General features: G+C 51.9%; 22 protein-coding genes and 1 tRNA gene. 14 read left to right on the top strand and 9 right to left on the bottom strand.

Annotation, left to right across the window (positions count from 1 at the left end; all coding sequences use genetic code 11):
* Positions 1-146: 146 nt before the first annotated feature.
* Positions 147-222: transfer RNA gene (locus HYQ67_RS23180), tRNA-Thr, on the bottom strand.
* Between the two features lie 118 nt (positions 223-340).
* Positions 341-1,525, bottom strand: coding sequence for an OmpP1/FadL family transporter (locus tag HYQ67_RS23175; RefSeq protein ID WP_202308449.1), 1,185 nt, complete (start codon positions 1,523-1,525; stop codon positions 341-343).
* Between the two features lie 427 nt (positions 1,526-1,952).
* Between HYQ67_RS23175 and HYQ67_RS23170 the strand changes: the two genes are divergently transcribed.
* The 10 genes from HYQ67_RS23170 to HYQ67_RS23125 all read left to right on the top strand — a co-directional run bounded on the left by HYQ67_RS23170 (position 1,953) and on the right by HYQ67_RS23125 (position 12,554).
* Entirely contained in the window at positions 1,953-3,527 is a 1,575-nt protein-coding gene (locus tag HYQ67_RS23170; RefSeq protein WP_202308447.1) for an arylsulfatase, read from the top strand.
* Between the two features lie 48 nt (positions 3,528-3,575).
* Entirely contained in the window at positions 3,576-4,871 is a 1,296-nt protein-coding gene (locus HYQ67_RS23165) for an anaerobic sulfatase maturase (protein ID WP_202308445.1), read from the top strand.
* Positions 4,868-5,866, top strand: coding sequence for an AAA family ATPase (locus tag HYQ67_RS23160; protein ID WP_202308443.1), 999 nt, complete (start codon positions 4,868-4,870; stop codon positions 5,864-5,866). Before HYQ67_RS23165 ends, HYQ67_RS23160 begins: the two co-directional genes overlap by 4 nt.
* Positions 5,866-6,771: a DUF58 domain-containing protein gene (locus HYQ67_RS23155; protein ID WP_202308441.1), complete on the top strand. Its 906-nt coding sequence runs from the start codon at positions 5,866-5,868 to the stop codon at positions 6,769-6,771. Before HYQ67_RS23160 ends, HYQ67_RS23155 begins: the two co-directional genes overlap by 1 nt.
* A complete protein-coding gene (locus tag HYQ67_RS23150) occupies positions 6,772-7,212 on the top strand; it encodes a DUF4381 family protein (RefSeq protein ID WP_202308439.1) in 441 nt (146 codons plus the stop codon).
* On the top strand, positions 7,205-8,182 hold the full coding sequence (locus HYQ67_RS23145) for a vWA domain-containing protein (RefSeq protein ID WP_202308437.1): 978 nt from the start codon (positions 7,205-7,207) through the stop codon (positions 8,180-8,182). Before HYQ67_RS23150 ends, HYQ67_RS23145 begins: the two co-directional genes overlap by 8 nt.
* The gene (locus tag HYQ67_RS23140) at positions 8,179-9,702 is read left to right on the top strand and encodes a vWA domain-containing protein (protein ID WP_202308435.1); all 1,524 of its coding nucleotides are present in this window, start codon (positions 8,179-8,181) and stop codon (positions 9,700-9,702) included. The genes HYQ67_RS23145 and HYQ67_RS23140 overlap by 4 nt, the downstream gene beginning before the upstream one ends.
* Positions 9,699-10,712: a BatD family protein gene (locus tag HYQ67_RS23135; RefSeq protein ID WP_202308433.1), complete on the top strand. Its 1,014-nt coding sequence runs from the start codon at positions 9,699-9,701 to the stop codon at positions 10,710-10,712. The genes HYQ67_RS23140 and HYQ67_RS23135 overlap by 4 nt, the downstream gene beginning before the upstream one ends.
* Positions 10,712-11,710 carry an HAD family hydrolase gene (locus HYQ67_RS23130; RefSeq protein WP_202308431.1) on the top strand — a complete coding sequence of 333 codons (999 nt, stop codon included), beginning with the start codon at positions 10,712-10,714 and terminating at the stop codon, positions 11,708-11,710. Before HYQ67_RS23135 ends, HYQ67_RS23130 begins: the two co-directional genes overlap by 1 nt.
* A 70-nt stretch (positions 11,711-11,780) precedes the next feature.
* Positions 11,781-12,554, top strand: coding sequence for a bestrophin-like domain (locus HYQ67_RS23125; RefSeq protein ID WP_202308429.1), 774 nt, complete (start codon positions 11,781-11,783; stop codon positions 12,552-12,554).
* A gap of 61 nt (positions 12,555-12,615) precedes the next feature.
* On the opposite strand, the gene HYQ67_RS23120 is transcribed toward HYQ67_RS23125, so the two are convergent.
* Complete coding sequence (locus HYQ67_RS23120) at positions 12,616-12,759, bottom strand: hypothetical protein (RefSeq protein WP_202308427.1); 144 nt, start codon at positions 12,757-12,759, stop codon at positions 12,616-12,618.
* A 312-nt stretch (positions 12,760-13,071) separates the two neighbouring features.
* Here HYQ67_RS23120 and HYQ67_RS23115 point away from each other — a divergent pair, with 312 nt between their 5' ends.
* The gene (locus HYQ67_RS23115) at positions 13,072-13,503 is read left to right on the top strand and encodes a type II toxin-antitoxin system HicB family antitoxin (RefSeq protein ID WP_202308425.1); all 432 of its coding nucleotides are present in this window, start codon (positions 13,072-13,074) and stop codon (positions 13,501-13,503) included.
* A gap of 288 nt (positions 13,504-13,791) precedes the next feature.
* On the opposite strand, the gene HYQ67_RS23110 is transcribed toward HYQ67_RS23115, so the two are convergent.
* On the bottom strand, positions 13,792-14,199 hold the full coding sequence (locus tag HYQ67_RS23110; protein ID WP_202308423.1) for a Spy/CpxP family protein refolding chaperone: 408 nt from the start codon (positions 14,197-14,199) through the stop codon (positions 13,792-13,794).
* Positions 14,200-14,333: 134 nt separating this feature from the next.
* Positions 14,334-14,690 carry a lipoprotein gene (locus tag HYQ67_RS23105; protein WP_202308421.1) on the bottom strand — a complete coding sequence of 119 codons (357 nt, stop codon included), beginning with the start codon at positions 14,688-14,690 and terminating at the stop codon, positions 14,334-14,336.
* 186 nt (positions 14,691-14,876) lie between these two features.
* Between HYQ67_RS23105 and HYQ67_RS24125 the strand changes: the two genes are divergently transcribed.
* Complete coding sequence (locus tag HYQ67_RS24125; protein WP_237391418.1) at positions 14,877-15,245, top strand: hypothetical protein; 369 nt, start codon at positions 14,877-14,879, stop codon at positions 15,243-15,245.
* A gap of 86 nt (positions 15,246-15,331) precedes the next feature.
* Here the strand turns inward: HYQ67_RS24125 and HYQ67_RS23095 are convergent, their stop codons facing one another.
* Together HYQ67_RS23095 and HYQ67_RS23090 are read right to left on the bottom strand one after the other, a co-directional pair.
* Positions 15,332-15,646, bottom strand: coding sequence for a hypothetical protein (locus HYQ67_RS23095; protein ID WP_202308419.1), 315 nt, complete (start codon positions 15,644-15,646; stop codon positions 15,332-15,334).
* A 52-nt stretch (positions 15,647-15,698) separates the two neighbouring features.
* Complete coding sequence (locus tag HYQ67_RS23090) at positions 15,699-15,860, bottom strand: hypothetical protein (RefSeq protein WP_202308417.1); 162 nt, start codon at positions 15,858-15,860, stop codon at positions 15,699-15,701.
* Positions 15,861-16,144: 284 nt separating this feature from the next.
* On the opposite strand from HYQ67_RS23090, the gene iraP reads away from it, so the two are divergent.
* Positions 16,145-16,480, top strand: coding sequence for an anti-adapter protein IraP (gene iraP, locus HYQ67_RS23085; protein WP_202308415.1), 336 nt, complete (start codon positions 16,145-16,147; stop codon positions 16,478-16,480).
* Positions 16,481-16,664: 184 nt separating this feature from the next.
* Here the strand turns inward: iraP and uraH are convergent, their stop codons facing one another.
* The gene (uraH, locus tag HYQ67_RS23080) at positions 16,665-17,066 is read right to left on the bottom strand and encodes a hydroxyisourate hydrolase (RefSeq protein WP_202308413.1); all 402 of its coding nucleotides are present in this window, start codon (positions 17,064-17,066) and stop codon (positions 16,665-16,667) included.
* Between the two features lie 522 nt (positions 17,067-17,588).
* Between uraH and HYQ67_RS23075 the strand changes: the two genes are divergently transcribed.
* A complete protein-coding gene (locus HYQ67_RS23075) occupies positions 17,589-18,215 on the top strand; it encodes a helix-turn-helix domain-containing protein (protein ID WP_202308411.1) in 627 nt (208 codons plus the stop codon).
* Positions 18,216-18,375: 160 nt separating this feature from the next.
* Here the strand turns inward: HYQ67_RS23075 and HYQ67_RS23070 are convergent.
* On the bottom strand, positions 18,376-19,571 hold a 1,196-nt coding region (locus tag HYQ67_RS23070; RefSeq protein ID WP_202308409.1), incomplete at its 5' end, for an alkyl/aryl-sulfatase.

The raw sequence follows: 19,571 nt of genomic DNA, 5'->3' as shown, positions 1-19,571 counted from the left end.
TAATATTGATAATGCCGAGGGCTTGTGAAAGTTCCATTTAAAAAGGGTCCATGATGAACATGAACCCTTTTTATACCAGCCACCGGATCGTTCAACCGATCCTTAAACGATCGGCATTAACCCTAAGGTGGCTTTTTCTCAAATAATGGTGCCGACTACCGGAATCGAACTGGTGACCTACTGATTACAAGTCAGTTGCTCTACCTACTGAGCTAAGTCGGCGACGGAGGGCATACTACACAATGCAAACCGTCGATGCAATTCCCTGACAAACTGTTTGCCGATTAATTGACCGCAAATAATTAAATAATGAAATCAGTAGCCTGCATTTCAAGCAATTTTAGAACTGATAGCTGTAGTTGACGCTGGCAAACCACATGTAAGGGTGGTTATAACTGCCCTGCAAAACTTCAGGCGTGGCGACTTTGCCAGACTGCATATGCAGGTACTCAACGGCGAAACCGACGTTACTGGCCTGCGTAACCTGGTACTGTGCGCCCGTTGCAAAGCGCCATTCGTCACCCGTTGGCATCGAAAGAGCGACATCGCTCTGATCGTTATAAGGTGTGCTATCAAACGCTACACCAGCATTCAGACGCCAGAGATCTGTTGGGCGATACTGCACGCCAAGCGCGGTGTGCCAGGTATCCTTCAGGCGGCTGTTTTTATCGACCTGCTGTCCGCGAATGCTAATTTGCGGTGCGCCGAAACGGCTCCAGTCCTGCCAGCCTAAGTCTCCCAGCACGGACCACTGCTTATTAAAGTCGTGCACCATGCTCAACATAAGTTGCTGAGGTTGGTAAATTTGTGCGGAGATTGGGATATCAAATTCAGTGTTTGGCACGTTAGGTAAGCGCGCTTTACCATCGATACTGAAGTCGTATTTAGCCTGGCTGTTCCAGGTGATCCCTGCGCGTGTTTGATCGGTCAGCTGCATTAGCAAACCAAGACGGAAGTTGGTCGACCAGTCGTGATCCTTTTGCTTCTCTTCCTGGTCATCAACGTCACGCGTCAGCGACATAAAGCCATAGTTAACGTTAGCGGAGGCACCAATAGAAAGTCTGTCATTCAGCTTATATGCCAGCGACGGGCTCAGCGTCATCGCCAGCAGGGTTCCCTTCTTAATGATTCTTTCACCCGACCAGTTACCAAAATTAACGCCCAGGCCGTAGTTGCCGTAAAGTCCGATACCTGCATAAAGATTATCCGTCACTTTCTGGCTATAGAAACCGCTGGCATTCGGCATCACGTCCAGCTCATTACCCGGGCTTTTCAGGTTATCGTTATCCAGCTGATAATCGATATTGCCCCCCAGCGCCTGTAGGCCCCCCGTCACCATATGGTCCGGCAGACGAGTCATCCCCGCGGGGTTGCTGACAATAGTCGAGGCATCCTGCGCTCGTGCTGCCTGCCCTGCTCCGGCAAGAGCGGTATCTTCGGTGCCAATCTCATAGAAAAATAGCGCTCCTGCATGAGAAAGCGAAGAGAATAATAACCCTGAACACACAATGGCGATTTTTTTCATTTGCCAGCCGTCTCGTTATTTTTGATTGAAAGAGTATAGATGGATGTACGCCAGTTGCTGGATGGTATAAGAGATGTATCCAGGAATAGTTTTGCTTTCATTACTAATAATTAACTCCGTCATTATTATCTGCATCCACACCTCCGTGTTGAGGTTGCCCTGCATTAAGTTTAAAAATAAATTTTTCTTGCGCGAAATGCGCCCATATTAACGACACCGGCCGGTAACAATCTATGCTTGCCTGACTTATTATATTTAAATGTAAATTTAAATAGCCTGTGAAAGGTCTTCCTCTCTTAAAAGTGCTACCGTTGCCACTTTATTGTTCTATAAGCAGTTGAAAAACGAAATTTATTTCCCTCTCGTCGTGGGAAATTCCGGGGTTTTACTATACTGACTGTGGCCCTTAAATGATGGAGAACCAACAATGTTCAACAATGTCCCGTTTAAAAGGACAATGCTAGCCAGCATGCTAACACTGATGTCTGGTGCAGCATCGATGGCTCAAGCCGCTCCTGCAACAGCTTCCCCTAAACAAGATGCTTCAAAACCAAACATTGTCGTTATTTTTGGTGATGATGTTGGTTACTGGAATTTAAGTACCTATAACCAGGGTACCATGGGTTATCAAACACCAAACATCGACAGTATTGCCAAAGACGGTGCCAAATTCACCTCTTACTATGCTGAGCAAAGTTCAACCGCCGGACGTTCGGCGTTCATTACCGGTCAGATGCCATTCCGTACCGGGATGAGTAAAGTTGGTATGCCTGGTGCTCCACAGGGTCTGAGCAAAAAAGATCCGACCATCGCCAACATTCTTAAGCAGCTCGGTTATGCAACCGGCCAGTTCGGTAAAAACCACCTGGGCGACCGCGATGAGTTCCTGCCAACTGCTCACGGCTTTGATGAATTCCTCGGCAACCTGTATCACCTGAATGCTGAAGAAGAACCAGAAAACCCGGACTACCCGAAAGATCCAGCGTTCCGTAAGCAGTTTGGCCCACGCGGCGTCATTAAGAGCACCGCGGACGGCAAAATTGAAGATACTGGCCCTCTGAATATTAAACGTATGGGGACAGTTGACGAAGAAACGCTGGCAGCCAACAACGACTTTATGGAGCGCCAGACCAAAGCTGGTAAGCCATTCTTTACCTGGTTTAACACCACCCGCATGCATAACAAAACTCACCTGAAGGACGCCAGCAAAGGCGTTACCGGGCTGGGTGATTATGCAGATGGCATGGTTGAACATGATAAGATGGTTGGTGAAGTCCTTAAGAAAATCAAAGACCTTGGTATCGAAGATAATACCATCGTGCTTTACACCACTGATAACGGCCCAATGCTTGCAACCTGGCCTGACTCAGGTATGACGCCATTCCGCGGTGAGAAAAACACCGGCTGGGAAGGTGGTTTCCGCGTACCAGCAATGGTCAAATGGCCTGGTCACATCAAACCAGGCACGATGATCAATGACATCTTTGCCAGTAACGACTGGTTCCCTACCCTTGTTGCCGCAGCAGGCGTTCCGGATATCAAAGAACAGCTGTTGAAAGGTTACAAAACACCATCTATCACCTATAAAGTGCACCTGGATGGTTACAACCAGCTCGACTTCCTGCAGGGCAAGGCCAAAGATCAGCGTAAAGAGTTCTTCTACTGGAGCGATGATGGCGATCTGCTGGCAATGCGTTACGGTCGCTGGAAAGCACACTTCATGATTCAGGAACACACTGGTCTGGACGTATGGCGTTATCCGTTCGTGAAACTGCGCGTTCCAATGATCTTCGACCTGGAGATCGATCCGCTTGAGAAAGGCGATACCGGCATGGATTACAACAACTGGTTCTACAGTCGTCTGTTCCTGCTTGGTGGCGCACAGAAATATGTGGGTGAGATGCTGCAAAGCTTCCAGGAATACCCACCGCGTCAGAAACCAGGCTCGTTTACGGTTTCAGACGTACAAGCGTTAATTGAGCAAGGTTCTAAAAACAATTAATTAGTCTCTGCCGGGCAGGAGACTGCCCGGTTATTTTGGGGGTTTGCTATGAGATACAGCACCACATTGCCGGTAAAAGCGTTACCTTCGGCAGAAATTTACGATGGCAAAGGCCCTGAATACAAACGCCGTTTCCACGTCATGGCGAAGCCAACCGGCTCCACCTGCAATCTTGACTGCACCTACTGTTTTTACCTCTCCAAAGAAGATCTTCTCCACCAGGACCGCCACACCGGCATGAGCGATGAAGTGCTGGAAAACTTTATTCGCCAGTACATTGACGGACAGGACGGTGAACAGGTTGTTTTCTCCTGGCAAGGCGGCGAGCCAACTCTGATGGGGTTGGAATTCTTCGAAAAAGTTGTCAAATTCCAGAAGCAATATCAGAAGCCCGGCCAGCGCATCGAAAACGACCTTCAAACTAATGGCGTGCTGATCAACGACAAGTGGGCAGAATTTCTCAAAAGACACCGTTTTCTGGTGGGCCTGTCCATTGACGGCCCACGGGAATTACACGACCGCTACCGCGTGACGCGCAGCGGCAAACCGACTTTCGACAAAGTGATGAAAGGCGTCGAAGCGCTGAAAAAACACAACGTTCCGTTCAACGCCCTCGTCACCGTCAACCGCACCAATGCGCGCTTCCCGCTGGAAGTTTACCGCTTTATGACCCGTGAACTGGGCGCAACCTATATCCAGTTCAACCCTTGCGTCGAGCCTGTGGACTTCAAAAGTACCGCTCCGCAATTCTGGCGGGAAGACACCATCCCCGTCACGGGTACCCGCCGCGCCAAACCAGGCGATCTGGATTCCATTGTCACCGACTGGTCAGTGGATCCTGATGACTGGGGCACCTTCCTGATCGCCGTCTTTGAAGAGTGGGTAAACAACGACTTAGGCCGCGTACAGGTCAACCTGTTTGAAACTGCCGTCGCTCAGGTGATGGGCATGCCCGCGCAAATTTGTACCGCCTCAGAGTTCTGCGGCAAAGGGCTGGCGGTCGAGAAGAATGGCGATATCTACTCCTGCGACCACTACGTCTACCCGGAATACCAGCTGGGCAACATTGAAAATACCAAACTGGCGCACATGGCCTTCTCTGAACGCCAGCAGGCCTTTGGCATGGGTAAAAAAGACACCCTGCCGGAATACTGCAAAAAATGCCCTTACCTGAAGCTTTGCTGGGGCGAATGCCCGAAAAACCGCCTCGTACGTACGCCGGACGGTGAGCAAGGGCTGAACTATCTCTGCCCGGGCATCAAAGCCTTTTTCAACTACGCCGAGCCGATCCTTGTCGGTATCGCCACGCTTTTGAAACGTGACTTTGCAGGAGTACGCAAGTGACCAACAGAGAGAAACTGCTTGAATTAGAGCAGCGCATGAACCAACAGGTTCTGGGGCAAGAATCCGTGGTCCGCATGCTGATCGTCGCCCTGCTTTGCGACGGTCACGTACTGCTGGAAGGGTTACCTGGTCTTGCCAAAACCCGTGCGGTACGTGAACTGGCGGCGCATGTAGAAGGCGAGTTCCGCCGTATTCAGTTCACACCCGACCTGCTGCCGTCGGACATTACGGGCAGCGAGATTTATCAGCAGAATGCTACCCGGGAAGAGGATCAGTTCCGTTTCCGCCCGGGGCCAGTGTTCGGCAACATCATCCTCGCGGATGAAATAAACCGTGCATCCGCACGCGTGCAGTCCGCGCTGCTGGAAGCCATGGAAGAACGCCACATCACCGTGGCCGGGAAAACCTGGCCGCTGCCCGGCATCTTTATGGTGCTGGCTACGCAAAACCCGGTAGACCAGGAAGGCACCTGGCCTTTACCCGAAGCCCAGCTCGACCGTTTTCTGATGAAGGTTCTGGTCGATTACCCTTCCAAAGCGAACGAGCAGAAAGTCATGCAGCTGGTCCGTGCTGAACAGCAGAAGAAATACCTGGCCGGCACTGCTGAGGTTAAGGAAAAAGCACCTGAAACATTGATGCTTTCTCAGGAAGATGTCGCGACCTGCTGGCAGGAGATCTCAGCGGTTTACGTTGCTCCCGGCATCGAAGATTACATTGTTAATCTGGTCGATATGACCCGTCATCCACAGGGCGTCAGCGATAAACTGGCCAGCTACATCTCCTTTGGCGTCAGCCCTCGTGGCACCCTTGCTCTCGATCGCTGCGGACGAGCGCTGGCCTGGCTTGAAGGCCGTGATGCCGTGCTGCCGGAAGATATTCAGAAAGTGGCCCCGGCAGTCCTTCGCCACCGCCTGATGCTCAGCTACCAGGCCAATGCCGATAACTGCTCGGCGGACGACGTCATCAAACTGTTGCTTGACGCAGTGGTGGCGTAATGGACCGCGCATTGCAGGTTGACAGGCAAACCCTGATGGCCCTTGCAGGCGAAGCCCGGCTGTTATCCAACCCGCCGGGACAAATTCCCCCGGGCGCGCTGGCGGGCGAACGCGTTTCACGTCAGCAGGGACGCGGGCTGAATTTTGACAGCCTGCGCCGCTATCAGCCCGGGGATGACGTCCGGCTCATTGACTGGCAGGCTACCGCCCGCCTGCGCTCCCCGTGGATCCGTTTATATAACGAAGAACGCGAGCGCCCGGTCTTCCTGATTGTTGACCAGCGGCTGGATATGTTTTTCGCCACCCGCGGTCAGACGAAATCCGTTGCCGCGGCCAAAATTGCCGGCCTGCTCGCCTGGCGCAGCTGGCACGACGGTGACCGCATGGGTAGCGCGGTGTTCAGCGACACCCACTCCAGCCTGCAAAAATGCCGCTCTCCCCGTCTGAACCTCCCCGTCATGCTGGATGATATTTTGCACTACAACCAGCAGCTGCCCGAGCGCTATCCTGACGAAACCCCGGCAAACGTCACGCTCTCCTCCGTGCTGCAGCATGCCAGCCATTTGATTCCCAGCGGCGCATGGGTTGCGGTGCTCAGCGACTTTCACGATCTGGATGACCAGAGCGAAGCGCTGCTGGCAGCCCTGAGGCGTCGCTGCGAAATCAGCGCTTTCGTGCTGCTCGACGACCTGCATCTTCGCCTTCCGTCTTCGGGCGATCTGGCCGCCAGCTATCAGGGACGTGAGGCCGCATTCTCTTTGTCATCTCATCTGAAAGAAGAGATCCAGGAGAGCATCACCGCCCGTCTGTCCGCCCAGGAAAAACGTCTTACAAGGATTGGGGTCCGCGTCAATCAGATTGTCGTCGCACAGGACCTCATCAAGCAGTTGCAAAAGGGAGTCTGAATGCTGGAAAAAGGCTATAGCGTGCCGGAGCTGCTGCAGCCCGCGCTACCTCAAAGTATTTCCTGGTTCCCCCTGCCTCCGGGCTGGCTGGTGCTGGGCCTCGTCTTATTTATCGCGTTACTTATTTTCCTCCTGTTCCGCCTGGGCCGCTGGCGTCGCAATCTGTGGCGTCGTCAGGCGCTGGCTTCTCTCCAGCAGCCGCATAGCGCAGATAGCTGGCTTGCCCTGATTAAACGCATTCTGCTGATGCATCAGCCGCGTGCGGCGGTAAGCCATGCGTTAAAGCCTGAAGAATTGTTATCTCAGGTGGAAATTGATAGCGAACTACGCCGGGCACTGAGTGAAAAATACTGCCGGGCGGACAACGAGCTGGACGCCAGCCAAAACGCGCGCCTGCAAACCCAACTGAAAACCTGGCTGGAGAAACTGCCTTATGTCTGAGTTTCTGAGCCGTCTGGATTTTGCCTGGCCCTGGGCCTGGCTGCTGATTTTCCTGCCGCTGCTTGGCCGCTATTTTCTTCCTCAGGATCGGGAAGTGAAAGAGCATGTTCGTGTGCCGTTTCTCCCCGATCTTATTGATGAGCTAAAACTTAACAGCCAGCCCGTGCGCAGCAGCAAACTCTCCACCCTGCTGTTCTGGCTGGTGTGGATACTGCTGGTTGCCGCCCTCTCTCGCCCTGAATACCTGACGCCACCGCAGCATATTCAGAAACCGATGCGCGACGTGGTGCTGATCCTTGATGTTTCAGGTTCCATGGGTAAAAACGACGTTCAGGGTGGGGCCACGCGTTTGCAGGCGGTACAGGAATCCGTCAGGAAATTCGTCGCCGCACGCAAATCCGATCGTATTGGGCTTGTGATATTTGCAAGTCAGGCCTGGCCGTTTGCACCACTGAGTGAAGATAAACAAGCCTTGCAGACCCGTATCAACCAACTGGCACCCGGCATGATTGGCGAGCAAACCGCCATCGGCGACGCGCTGGGCGTGGGCGTTAAACTTCTCGACAGCACCAGCAATAAAGACGCCAGCAAGCTGGCTATTCTGCTGACCGATGGTAACGACACGGCGTCTCAGCTGGCCCCGGCGCTGGCTGCGCAGCTGGCGGCCAGCCACCATGTCCAGGTCCATACCATTGCCTTTGGCGATTTGAACAGTACGGGCGATGACAAGGTGGATCTTCCTTTAATGCAGGACATTGCCCGTATCACCGGCGGAAAATCATGGACCGCCGCCAGCTCCGGCGCGTCCCTGGACAGCGTCTGGCAAGAGATCGACGCCATCACCCCGGTGCAGGTGAAATCTATCGGCTGGTCCTGGCACATTCCGCTGTTCGAGTGGCCGCTGCTGATCGCGCTGGCCCTGCTGGTTCTGCTCGCTGCCGGGCGCTTCGTTCGGGAGAGAAACGCATGAGTGACTTCCATTTTGTCTATCCGTGGCGGCTACTTGGGCTGCTGATTTGCGCCCTGCTGTGGTTCGTCTCCGCGCGCCAGCGCAGCGCCTGGCACCAGATTATGGACAAGCCGTTTGCCCGAGCGCTGATTATCGGGCGTCAAAAACGTCTGATGCAGGTGCTACCGTGGCTCTGCGCGCTGGGTGTTATCGCCCTCGCCGGCCCCACATGGCAACGTGAGCTGCCCGCAGCGCTGACACAACAGAGTAATATGATGGTGGTGCTGCAGCAGGACCCGGCAATGTATGCCCAGGACCTGGCGCCCAGCCGCCACCAGCGTATGCAAAGTAAAATCATGGACCTGATGTCCCGCTCAACGGGCACGCGCTTTGGGCTGGTGGTGTATAACACCCACGCTTATCTGACCACGCCGTTAACCCTCGATCCGTCGTTCTATTCGCTGTTTTTACATGCGCAAAACCCGTCGTTGCTTCCCGGGGGAGAAGGCTCTGGCCTGAAGCAGGCCATCAGCCTCGCCCTCAAAAGCATGCCGGAAAATGCTCAGGTGCCGCGCAATATTCTGCTGGTTGCCGATTCCGTCTCGCCTGCGGATGCGGCCTGGCTCTCACAGCTCAAAGCCCCCGTACAGCTGTGGGTGCCCGGCACCGCGAAAGGTGGCGAGCTGCCGGAAGCGTGGTCTCAGCAGGGGATTGATACGCGCCTGAACGTCGAGCGCTTCAGCCAGATACGAGACGGTGGCCTGCCCGTGACGCTGGTCACCAGCGACGACAGCGATTTAGACGTCATTGCCAGCCATATCCAGCAGTCCGTTACCGCCCAGAACAACGCTCGCGGCGACCTGCACTGGAAAAACAGCGGCTATCTGCTGGTCATCCCTATGTTGCTGTTGCTGCTGCTCGGACGCCGCCAGCTGATCTGCTGGCTGATCGTACTGGTGCCGCTGATCTCCGTCCCGCAAGGCCACGCCGCCCTGCGGGACGCATGGATAAGCCCAGATATGCAGGGCCAGCACGCCTTTGATGACGGTGACTATAAGCGCGCGGCGGCGCTTTTCCAGGATCCGCTCTGGCAGGGCATCGCGTATTACCGGGCCGGGGATTATGTCTCTGCCGCGGCGGCCTTTCGCCAGGCTCCTCAGACGCCGGAAACCCTGCTGTGGACGGGTAACAGCTATGCCCAGCAAAAACAGTGGCAGCAGGCCATTAACAGCTATGACCAGGCGTTGAGCCTGCATCCAGACTGGAAAATGGCGCTGGATAACCGGGCGAAGATTGCGCAGATCGTCATGTCCCTGCGCCAGAAAGAGCGTGACCGACAGTCCGCTCAGGGTAAAGAGCAGGACTACAAGCCGGATGAAATCAAACACGATCTGAAGAAAAACCAGGGCGTGAATCAAAAGGATATCGAACAGGTTGCCGGCAGCAGCCCGCAGGTTAACCAGTGGTTTGAGAACCTGGAAGTGTCTCCGTCGGGCCTGCTGGAAAATCTCTACCGCGCTAACACGGAGGAGACGCCATGAGAGCGTTAATCGTGCTGCTTCTGCTGATGGTACTGCCCGCGCGCGCCGCCATGGACATCACCCGCGAGCTTGAGGTGCCTGAACATGTCGCGCCGGGCCAGCCCGTCAAAGTCGTGGTCACCTTCTGGACCGATAGCTGGTTTAACCCACCGCCAGAATGGCCTGATTTTAAAATTATCAACGGTTCTCTGCTGACCACGCCGCTGCCAAATCAGCTCCTCACCCGCCAGAAAAATGGCATCAGCTGGAGTGGGATCCGCATGGAGCGGCCGCTGGCAGCCTGGGACCAGGGTTTGCTGCGCCTGCCGGCGCTGGACGTCACCCTCTCCTCCCCCGGTCAACCTCCCGTCACCGTGCATCTGCCGGAGCTGAAAAAAGAGGTCATCTGGCCGAAGGGCGTTGAGCAGCCAGACCGCTTCTTACCGGCAAGCCACCTCGAAATGACGCAAAAGATCGCTCAGTATCACGCCAGCAAAGACAACACGTTACATGCAGGCGATGTGGTGGAACGAACGGTTACGGTGAAGGCTGGCGGCGTCATGGCGACCCAGATACCCCAGCTGCTGTACGCCATTCCCGGCACCGACACACAGCGGCTCACGCCCGTTAACTCCGTGCTGAAAGAAGGCCGGGGCGACGTGGAGGGAGGGCTGCGCGAAGAGCGCCTTCGCTATCTTCCGTCCCAGGCAGGCACTATCACGCTGCCGCCCATCAAATTACGCTGGTGGGACACCGCCCATCAGCAGTGGCAGCTGGCAGAGCTACCGGGCACCTCAATGGAGGTTGCTCAGGCGCGCGCTGCGGGCAGCGAGTCTGTACTACGCGGTAGCACAGGTGAAGGTAAACGTCTGATTATGCTGACTATTGCTGTCATCGTTACCCTCGCACTGTTAATCTGGTTCTCCCGTCGCGTACTGTGGCGGAGCCTTAACTATCTGCGCCACGTCTGGCGGCGCTTCTGGGAACCGGTTCAGCTCCCTGAACTCGCTCCCGCCAAAAGGGGAAAATGATGAAACATAAATTACTGCTCAGCGCCCTGCTCGTCGGTGTTGTCTGCTCTGCCCACGCCGACCCGCTCGCCAGCTGGAACGACACGGCGGCCAAACAGTCGATTGAGGCGTGGGTACAAAATGCCACCAACAAAGATCGCTCAACCTATATCCCACCGGAGAAGCGCTATGTGGTGTTCGATAACGACGGCACGCTGTGGCCAGAAGCACCGCTAACTTTCCAGCTCCAGTTTGCCGTCGATGAAGTGAAACGCCTCGCGCCTGAGCACCCGGAATGGAAAAGCGACCCCATTGTCACGGCGGTACTCAACGATGATTTGAAGACCGTTGCGGCATCCGGCGAAAAAGGGATCATGAGGCTGCTGGAACTGACGCACAGCAACATCACGACGGAAGAATTTGCCCAGCGCGTCAGCAACTGGGTGGATACGCATAAAGATCAGCGTTTCGGCTGCCGCTATGACCAGATGGGCTACAAGCCAATGCGCGAGCTGCTGGACTACCTGCGTGACAACGGTTTTAAAACCTGGATTGTCTCCGGCGGCGGCATTGATTTCATGCGAGTGGTGACCGAGAAAATGTACGGCATCCCTCCTGAGCAGGTGATAGGTTCGTTCTCGCTTAGCGAGTTCTCCCTCACCGACAATGGCACGCAGTTACGTAAGACCCTTAAAGGTGCTTTCAACGACGATGCCGCGTCTAAACCTGTCGCCATTCACCTGTTTATGGGCCAGCGCCCGGTTGCCGCCTTTGGTAACAGCGACGGCGATCTGGCGATGATGCAGTACACTGCCGCCAACCCGGATTACAAAACCTTTGGCCTGCTTGTTCACCACACCGACGGCGAGCGGGAATATGCCTATGACAGCCACCCATCCGCAAGCGGAAAGCTGGTTGAAGGGCTGACGCTGGCCCCGCAAAAAGGCTGGACGGTAGTGGACATGAAACAGGACTGGAAACAAGTGTTTGACCCAAATTTATGCCCCGTTAAGAACTGAGCAATTTTTTAAATTTGTGCAATGATTGAATCACTGGCAGCGCGCCAGTTTAAATATAAAAGAGACAATCATGAGCACATTATTGGGTCATCCTCTATTTTTATTCGTTACTTTGCTTATCGTATTACCGTTAGCATCGGCATTAGGGGTTTATTGCCTGCGACGAAAAGGCAACCTTGATGAAGAAACGCTCAAGGATTTCGGGGTCGTCCAGGCGGCGACCCTGACCCTTCTGGGTCTGCTGATAGGCTTTAGTTTCTCAAACGCAGTAGGCCACTACGATCAGCGCAAAGATACCGAGTCCGAAGAGGCCAACGCTATCGGGACGGAACTCTTACGGGTTGATCTGCTCACCCCGGCTAATGCCGCCGTTGCTCGCAAAGAATTAATAAACTATCTGGATTTACGTATCGAGTTCTATCAGATACGTGATAAAGAAAAGCTCGCGCTACTGGATAAAGAGACGGCCCTTTCCCAGGCCCGGCTCTGGAAAGTCATACAGAATGAAACACAGCTCGCCATAACCCCCGCCACGTCGTTAGTCGCATCAGGGATGAACGATGTGATTAATACCCAGGGCTACACTCAGGCAGCATGGATAAAACATTTCCCACCTTCAGCCTGGATACTGCTCATCGCCATTTCACTCATCTGTAATATTTTGATTGGCTATGGCTCGCACAGTAAAAAAGGCAACAAAGTTTATCTCTTTATCCTTCCGGCAATCATCTCCATAGCGCTGACGATGGTGGCAGATATCGGCAGCCCCCGCGGGGGAATGATTCGCATCGAGCCGCAAAATTTACAGCTGCTGAAAGCGTCGCTGCCGCCCGCTGGCGTTTAGGCAATAAAAAACCGTCGCGTGAAGTTGAAATACGCTTCACGCAGACGGTTGGAGCCAATGGCTAAAGCGGTTTTAGCGGATCAACCGGTTCCGTTATTCTGTCAGGATCGAAGTCCGGGTCATCCGGAATCGGATCCTCACCGGGAACATCAGGAAACGGTTCGCCATCGGGTAAAGGATCAATAAAATCAGGTCGGTCAGACACAGAAGCCTCCGGTAAACTGTCAGGGAACTTCACTGACAGATCGATTATTTTTTCTGTTTCGGCTTCTTCTCGTCATTCTTCGGCGATTTAACCGGGGTTTTCGGCTGCTCTTTCGACACATTCATCACAATGCTTTTCATCGTTTACTCCGCCAGGTTAAGCAGCATTTTGCTGCCTGTGAAGTATAGCTGTCAGCCCCGTTATCGCGAGCGAAGCGGCAACCCACGTCACACAGATCTAAATCATTATTCACTTCCCAGCCCCCGGCGGATGAATGACAATACGCCCCTGATTACGCCGTAAAGAGGTTCTATGTTTACTTATTCCGCCACCGTCTCCTTTGATGAAGAAAACAACCAGTACGAAATTAGCTTTCGCGATTTCGACAATCTGCATGCGGTCGCGTTTACTGAGGATGATATTGAACTCGATGCCCTCGATGCATTGCTGGCCGGTATCGGAGAATTGATAGAGACACGCAGCCCGGTGCCAGCGCCGACCGCAGGCCAGGAGAATGACATTCGGCTCCCGCTTCCTGTACTTGCCAGTCTGAAAATCGCGCTGAGTAATGCGATGCTCACCACCGGCACCGCCAAATCCCATCTGGCAAGAAAGCTTGGTCTGAACGGCCCGCAGACGGACAGGCTGCTTGATGTCAGCTATGCATCGAAGGTTGAACTGCTGGAACAGGCGCTTTATCTGCTGGACTATGAGGTTACCGTGAGCGTTGCCCCGCTTCACTGACATTGTCGTCTCATATTATCCAAAATCAATATAGTCACACGACGCAATTGATAACATAGCGTTATTGGTTTTGGGTTCTGGAAAGAAGAAGACGATGAGTTGGGTTTATAAAGCAGCAACTTTGCTGCTGATTTGTCTGGTATTGCTGTGGTCCATAATACTGGTGAATACTTTTAATGCGGCGGCACATCTGGTTTCGTTCATCGATATCATTGAAGGGCTAAGGTATTAACCGCCGGGTAAAACGATGCCTTCCGGTGCAAACAGCGCGACCGAAAGGCATGTTGATTAATCCAGCGCTTTCGCAAGGTCTTCTTTAACCTGGCTACGCTGTTCCGGGGTCAGTACCTGATTCACACCGAAATAGTACTTCACGCGGTAGTAGCGTACCTGCTGATCCAGTTGGCCAAACGCCGCGAGCTGCTGCTTAACTTTTGCATCATCCCACTTGCCTGACTTAACCACCTCAACCAGCGCACCATCTTTAAAGCCATCGATTTTGATGCTCTGAATGTTGCTGTCGAACTGCTTGTGCAGATCTTCCAGTTTAGCGACCTGCTCGTTGCTCAATTTCAGATGCTGAACAACCGGATCCTGAGTCGGTGCCGGCACCGCATCATTCGCAGCCTGAGCGGCGGCGGAAAAACCAGCGGTGATAGCAACAGCGAGCAGAGCGTGACGAAAGAGTTTGTTCACAACAAATCATCCTTAAAGAGATAAAAAGAAAGCTGATTATTCTTCAGGTGAAATGGCCACGCTGCAACAAAGTGTAAAATTTAAATTTATATATTTCAGCAGGATAGGTTGTTTTCCCAGCGCGTTCGCTTGCGCTACGCGTGGTTTTCGCAGCCCTTCTGGGATTTATCAATAATCTGCGTGCCTTCTACGCGGTAACCGAAGGTCCCAAACAGGAAGGCATGATTGAGCTGATAGACCACAACATCACTCAAACCCACGGCACATTTGTCCTGTTCGATTGCCCGATCCATTGCCGTTTTCACACTTGGAATCGCCAGAGGGAATATCACAATTGGCGCTTTATCTTCGCCCGTGACGCGTTGACCTTTTACAAATTTCGCCGCGTTAATATTATAATTTTTGGTACTGCCAACGGTCATATCAGCCACGCGAACGGTACAGCCGGACAACAACAATGTGCCCAGAGCAACAGCAATAATCTTTTTCATCAGTTTTTCCTTTAATGTCATCGCGGGCAGCTTAACAGCATGATTCATAGGGTTAAAGGAATAATAATCTGAAAATCCTGAATCGACATTTACAGAATATGCGTTGTAAATAATGGGTTACATATTTTAACAGCCCGCCATTTTATGTTACCTTCCCTGACTAAGCTCACCATAATGAGAACTCAAATGAAATTGACTCTTCTGGTTAGCCTTCTTGGCTTACTTCCTGCGGCAGCTTCTGCGGCAACGGCTACTCAGCTATCCTGTTCAATGCGACAAAATGTCGTTATTTCCCGGTTCAGCTACAGCCTCTCGACCATGAAATGGAAAGACCATTTTATTATTGCCTCCGGCGTTAAAAAAACCAAAACGGATGATAATGTTCCGTTCCGGGTGACGAGCTTCCAGAATGGCGATGACCTGGTCTATTTCCCCGGCAGCAATAAATATTTTATGTTTTATGACGGGAGCTCAGAGCCGGACAGATGTATCGTGCGGAGCACGTCCACCTATGAAATAACGCAGTTACCGCGTTATGAAAGACCGAAAGCGTAGAGACTGATATTGCCTGTCTAAGGAGCAACTTTATTCCTCTTCTGACGACCTGAGGCGAGAAGAGGAATAATAGTGAAAATTTATTCTTATTGTTTAAACACGCCTTTCACCCGAGCATCCTGACATGAAATATAGCCATAATGCTTACGGTTGCCTGACTTATCAAAGGCGATATAAAACGGCATAGTTTCGCCATCTTTTCTCAGCGTGTAGTTAAGACAGGTTCCCTTAATTTCAGGAATACTCACCTCACTGTCCGGCTTGCCGCCGGTCGCAATCACTTTATTTTTTGTCGCACCATTAGCGTAAGCGGCCTGCACCACAGGCTCGTTATCGAACTTCATAAAGCTGAAGCTACAGGCACTTAACAGCGGCACGAGTGCCAGAATTGCATAGCGCATTACATTTCCTTTGTAATAAGTAAAACACAGAATAAATGCTTAAAAAGAAGAATTAATAACCTGCGGCTTTATTTGCAGCTTTAATACGCTTATTCCTTGCGTCTTTTTCGTGCTGATCGGTTGCCTGCATGATACCGCCCGCGGCATCCACCCAGTCACTGGCCGTACATCCTGGCAGCGTCATACTTAATACAAGGGCAAACATATACTTCATCTTAGCTCCATTGCCTGATGATAAATCGTCCGTAGAAAATCAAAATATTTGAATCAGAAGCGCACATTTTGACAAAATGTTTGATGCAGATCAAGTAATCTGCGCCACAGCATGCGCAGCGGGTGAATAAGGTATGGGCAAATATATGATGTTTAATGCTTTTTTTAACGGCCTCTTTGCGGCATTTTTTAGCTTTGACTATATCGCCGGATCTGCTTAACTCCTTGTAGATTTGTATAACCACATCCTTCATTCCCCAAGACTTTCTGAAAAAAAGAGGCTACATGAAAAATTTAATACTGGGTGTGATTGCTAAAATTTCCAAAATGGATGCCGAAGCCAAGCAGCTGACGGCGAAAGTGGAAGCGCAGTCGCTGCTGATAGGTGCGTTGCTGCTCACCATCGGCAAAAATGGCGGTATGAATGAAATGCTGGAGAACGTCAGAAAGGCCATCAACGCCGCTTTAGATGCGGCTGATACGCCACTGAAAACCGATGCGGAACTTCTGCTTAATGAATTCAATAACCTGCTTCAGCTCACGCAGCTGCTTGAAACCAACGAGGCAGACATCGACCTCGAATCATTAAAGGCAAAGCCTGGGGAAACCGCGGCGGAATAATGAGGGCATATGCCGCCCTTATGTTTTCTTTCCCGCCCCCAAAGACGGGAAAGATTAACAGCATATCAGGAGGCAGTGGTGTCATCCTGCTCCCTGATATGTTTACGCCGATCTTCATAAGAAAGGCCACCGGAGAAAACCAGTGGCCAACGATGTATGATGAAAAGAACGTTAATGAAGAAACTTAACTTCCTCGATAGGTTGAATATCCATATTGACTTAACAATAGCGGAATATGGAGCTTTTCATTTGTCTTAGTGACGTTGAACATCACCGGCACAGAAGGGAAAAATGTTTTCAGGTTATTGGACTTAAAATAATCGCCCACCTTAAAAGTCACCTTATAAACGCCAGGCGTCATATCTTCCTTTTCCGGGAAAAGAGATTTAATTCGGCCGTCGGCATCCGTTTTCGAAGTGGCAAGATGTTGCCAGCCAGAGCTCCCCTGCTTGTCCAGCTCAACGGCCACCCCACCAGAGGGCAGGCCCGTCTGCTGATTGAGTATATGAACGCTCAGCGTCCCTTCGGGCGCGGCAAGTGCACTGAAGCTGAGGAGCGAGACGATTGTAGCTGCCAATATTTTCATTAAGTTAACCTGTTGTGCCTGTAAAAAAGTAACTATAGAACCTGCTGTAAAAAAAGAGTTAAACTTTTAGTTATAATTTTCTGCAAGTTAGCTATCCCCCCCTGCCCAGATAAAATTTGGCAATACGGAGAGTTCCTCCCTTCACGGGAACAGAAAGAAACTGAACAGAAATTAGTGCTCGGGAAGTTTTAGCAAAGAGGGGCTGTTGAGCATTAAATAAAAAACGCGAGCTTTAAGCCTTCGTTTTCACATCATCAGGAAAACTGACAACATGCTCCTGGCGAAAGCTGAAAAACCATAATATTTCAGTGAATTGCCAACATCCCTCTGGTGTCAAAATCGTAAATTCCGGTATTAACTTTAATCGCGCCCTCCAGGCCTTTAACGACCCGGTTGCAGCTTCGAACCGCTGCAGGTTGCGCAGCAGCAGCCAGTTTTCATTTATTTTTGCTAAGACCCATCCATGCACAATGATGGGGTTTGCTCTACAATGTTGCCAGGAACAGAAATTTAAGGCTTTTTATGAATCCAACACCTACCCGACCTGAAACCTCGATAAATCGATTGCTTACAGTTTTAACTCCGCTAGGGCGCACGGTAGAAGCCGTTGCTCGCAAGAAGCTGGTATGGCATATCAATGGGCGCCCTGTCATATACGCACACCTGAAAGGTGAACTTTCGGTCTCACGTGTCTCTGATGGCATCCTGGTAGCAACAGTTTTAGAGCCTCATATCTTCGGTATAGCTGAAGTGATGCAACCGCTAAAAGCCTATCAGCTGCGTGCTGAAACTCAATCCGTGTTATCGAGAATAGATGGCGATGTTGCGCTAAAAGCGATCGAAGAATATGGCCTATGGAGGGATGTTGCTGAAGTCCTTTCATTCCATACCAACTCTATGGCGTATCGGGATATGCAGATTGTTAATCGAAACACCTATCAAATTATTCGCTACTATTTGATGGAGCTCGAGCAGCTGCCCGAAGAAATAAGAATGCGCGTGAGCATCCTTAGCTATATCCAGGAGCGCACCGGGTTATCCAGAAGCAGTATTCTTAACACTATTTCATCTTTAAAAAAGGATAAGCATATTGTCTTTGCTCGCGGAGGCTATTTACTGGAACTGCATAATCTCCCCGACGCTCGTTGAACAATATATGCATTAAGCAAATCGCCAGAAACTGCGCGTGCAGAGACTGATGACACATAACGATTCAATTCGCGGTCCAAATAATCATCTGTCTCATCCTCTTTCAGATCGTTAATCCTTAAAGTAGCCCCCTGTGGCATCCATACCACAGGGGATACTATTATGGAGTGACGAGATTGAACCAGAATTCAAAGTTGTCCATGTAGCCCAGCATCTCATCCAGCTTCGCACCGTTGCCGGTGAGTTTCACATCGCCTTTATCCTCAGCCTGTTTCAGGGTTTCTTCTTTCAGGATGATTTTATTCAGCGTGTCACGGCTGAGCACAATTGTCGCGTCTGCGTCTTTTGCCTCGGCATTAGCCGTATGGTTCAGCACACCGTTTTCCAGCTCCAGTTTGTACTTACCGCCTTCGTTGCCCAGGTCAATGTTAAACACCGCTTTGGCATTGCCCGCTTTCTCACCGTTAATGTGGACGGCCAGGAAATCGAAGAACATTTCAGGCGTCATCGCACGAACGGTATCCGGGCTTGCGGTATTTGGCGTTGGCCCTTTCACAACGCCATTTCGCAGCTCCTGCGCCCCGGTCAGGTAGAAGTTACGCCACGGCCCCGACTCGGCCTGATAGCCAAGCTGTTCCAGAGCATCGGCTTCAAGATGGCGGGCATTCTGGTTATTCGGATCGGCAAAGACGACTTTGCTGACAACCTGAGCAACCCAGCGGTAATTGCCCTGGTCATAGTCAGCTTTCGCTTTCTGCAGAATGGCATCTGCACCGCCCATATACTCAACGAACTTCTTCGCCGCCTCTTCCGGCGGCAGCTCATCAAGCGTGGCCGGGTTGCCATCGAACCAGCCGAGATAAAGCACATAGGTCGCTTTTACGTCATGGCTTACAGACCCGTAATATCCCCGGTTCGCCCACGTTTTTGCCAGGCTGTCAGGCAGCCTGAAGTTGGCTGCAATTTCATCGCGGGTCAGGCCTGTATTTGCCATGCGCAGCGTCTGGTCATTAATATAACGGTACAGATCGCGCTGGCTCTTCAGCAGGTTAACGACGTTAGCATTTCCCCAGGTTGGCCAGTGGTGCTGGGCCATAATAATTTCGGCTTTGTCACCCCAGCGTACAATGGCTTCGTTTATGTATTTTGACCAGGGCAGCGGCTCACGAATTTTTGCACCGCGCAGGGAGTAGGTATTATGCAGCGTGTGGGTCACATCCTCTGCGGCTTCGATAAGTTTTTTCTCTTCGATATACCACAGCATTTCGGAAGGCGCTTCAGAGCCCGGCGCCAGCATGAAGTCATAGGTCAGACCGTCAATAACCTCTTTCTGACCGTCTTTCTCAATGATATTGG

This window comes from Dryocola clanedunensis subsp. sulfonylureivorans (assembly GCF_016756775.1).
GTDB classification, from domain to species: Bacteria; Pseudomonadota; Gammaproteobacteria; order Enterobacterales; family Enterobacteriaceae; genus Dryocola; species Dryocola clanedunensis.
This window is presented reverse-complemented; position numbering and strand designations above follow the sequence as displayed.

What these genes read in the sequence shown, in the direction of transcription:
- HYQ67_RS24125 (WP_237391418.1), top strand. Translation starts at nt 14,877, where the DNA reads ATGAAATTGACTCTTCTGGTTAGCCTTCTTGGCTTACTTCCTGCGGCA.
- HYQ67_RS23095 (WP_202308419.1), bottom strand. Translation starts at nt 15,646, where the DNA reads ATGCGCTATGCAATTCTGGCACTCGTGCCGCTGTTAAGTGCCTGTAGC.
- HYQ67_RS23125 (WP_202308429.1), top strand. Translation starts at nt 11,781, where the DNA reads ATGAGCACATTATTGGGTCATCCTCTATTTTTATTCGTTACTTTGCTT.
- HYQ67_RS23165 (WP_202308445.1), top strand. Translation starts at nt 3,576, where the DNA reads ATGAGATACAGCACCACATTGCCGGTAAAAGCGTTACCTTCGGCAGAA.
- HYQ67_RS23130 (WP_202308431.1), top strand. Translation starts at nt 10,712, where the DNA reads ATGAAACATAAATTACTGCTCAGCGCCCTGCTCGTCGGTGTTGTCTGC.
- uraH (WP_202308413.1), bottom strand. Translation starts at nt 17,066, where the DNA reads ATGAAAATATTGGCAGCTACAATCGTCTCGCTCCTCAGCTTCAGTGCA.
- HYQ67_RS23105 (WP_202308421.1), bottom strand. Translation starts at nt 14,690, where the DNA reads ATGAAAAAGATTATTGCTGTTGCTCTGGGCACATTGTTGTTGTCCGGC.
- HYQ67_RS23150 (WP_202308439.1), top strand. Translation starts at nt 6,772, where the DNA reads ATGCTGGAAAAAGGCTATAGCGTGCCGGAGCTGCTGCAGCCCGCGCTA.
- HYQ67_RS23075 (WP_202308411.1), top strand. Translation starts at nt 17,589, where the DNA reads ATGAATCCAACACCTACCCGACCTGAAACCTCGATAAATCGATTGCTT.
- HYQ67_RS23135 (WP_202308433.1), top strand. Translation starts at nt 9,699, where the DNA reads ATGAGAGCGTTAATCGTGCTGCTTCTGCTGATGGTACTGCCCGCGCGC.
- HYQ67_RS23140 (WP_202308435.1), top strand. Translation starts at nt 8,179, where the DNA reads ATGAGTGACTTCCATTTTGTCTATCCGTGGCGGCTACTTGGGCTGCTG.
- HYQ67_RS23155 (WP_202308441.1), top strand. Translation starts at nt 5,866, where the DNA reads ATGGACCGCGCATTGCAGGTTGACAGGCAAACCCTGATGGCCCTTGCA.
- iraP (WP_202308415.1), top strand. Translation starts at nt 16,145, where the DNA reads ATGAAAAATTTAATACTGGGTGTGATTGCTAAAATTTCCAAAATGGAT.
- HYQ67_RS23145 (WP_202308437.1), top strand. Translation starts at nt 7,205, where the DNA reads ATGTCTGAGTTTCTGAGCCGTCTGGATTTTGCCTGGCCCTGGGCCTGG.
- HYQ67_RS23170 (WP_202308447.1), top strand. Translation starts at nt 1,953, where the DNA reads ATGTTCAACAATGTCCCGTTTAAAAGGACAATGCTAGCCAGCATGCTA.
- HYQ67_RS23115 (WP_202308425.1), top strand. Translation starts at nt 13,072, where the DNA reads ATGTTTACTTATTCCGCCACCGTCTCCTTTGATGAAGAAAACAACCAG.
- HYQ67_RS23175 (WP_202308449.1), bottom strand. Translation starts at nt 1,525, where the DNA reads ATGAAAAAAATCGCCATTGTGTGTTCAGGGTTATTATTCTCTTCGCTT.
- HYQ67_RS23090 (WP_202308417.1), bottom strand. Translation starts at nt 15,860, where the DNA reads ATGAAGTATATGTTTGCCCTTGTATTAAGTATGACGCTGCCAGGATGT.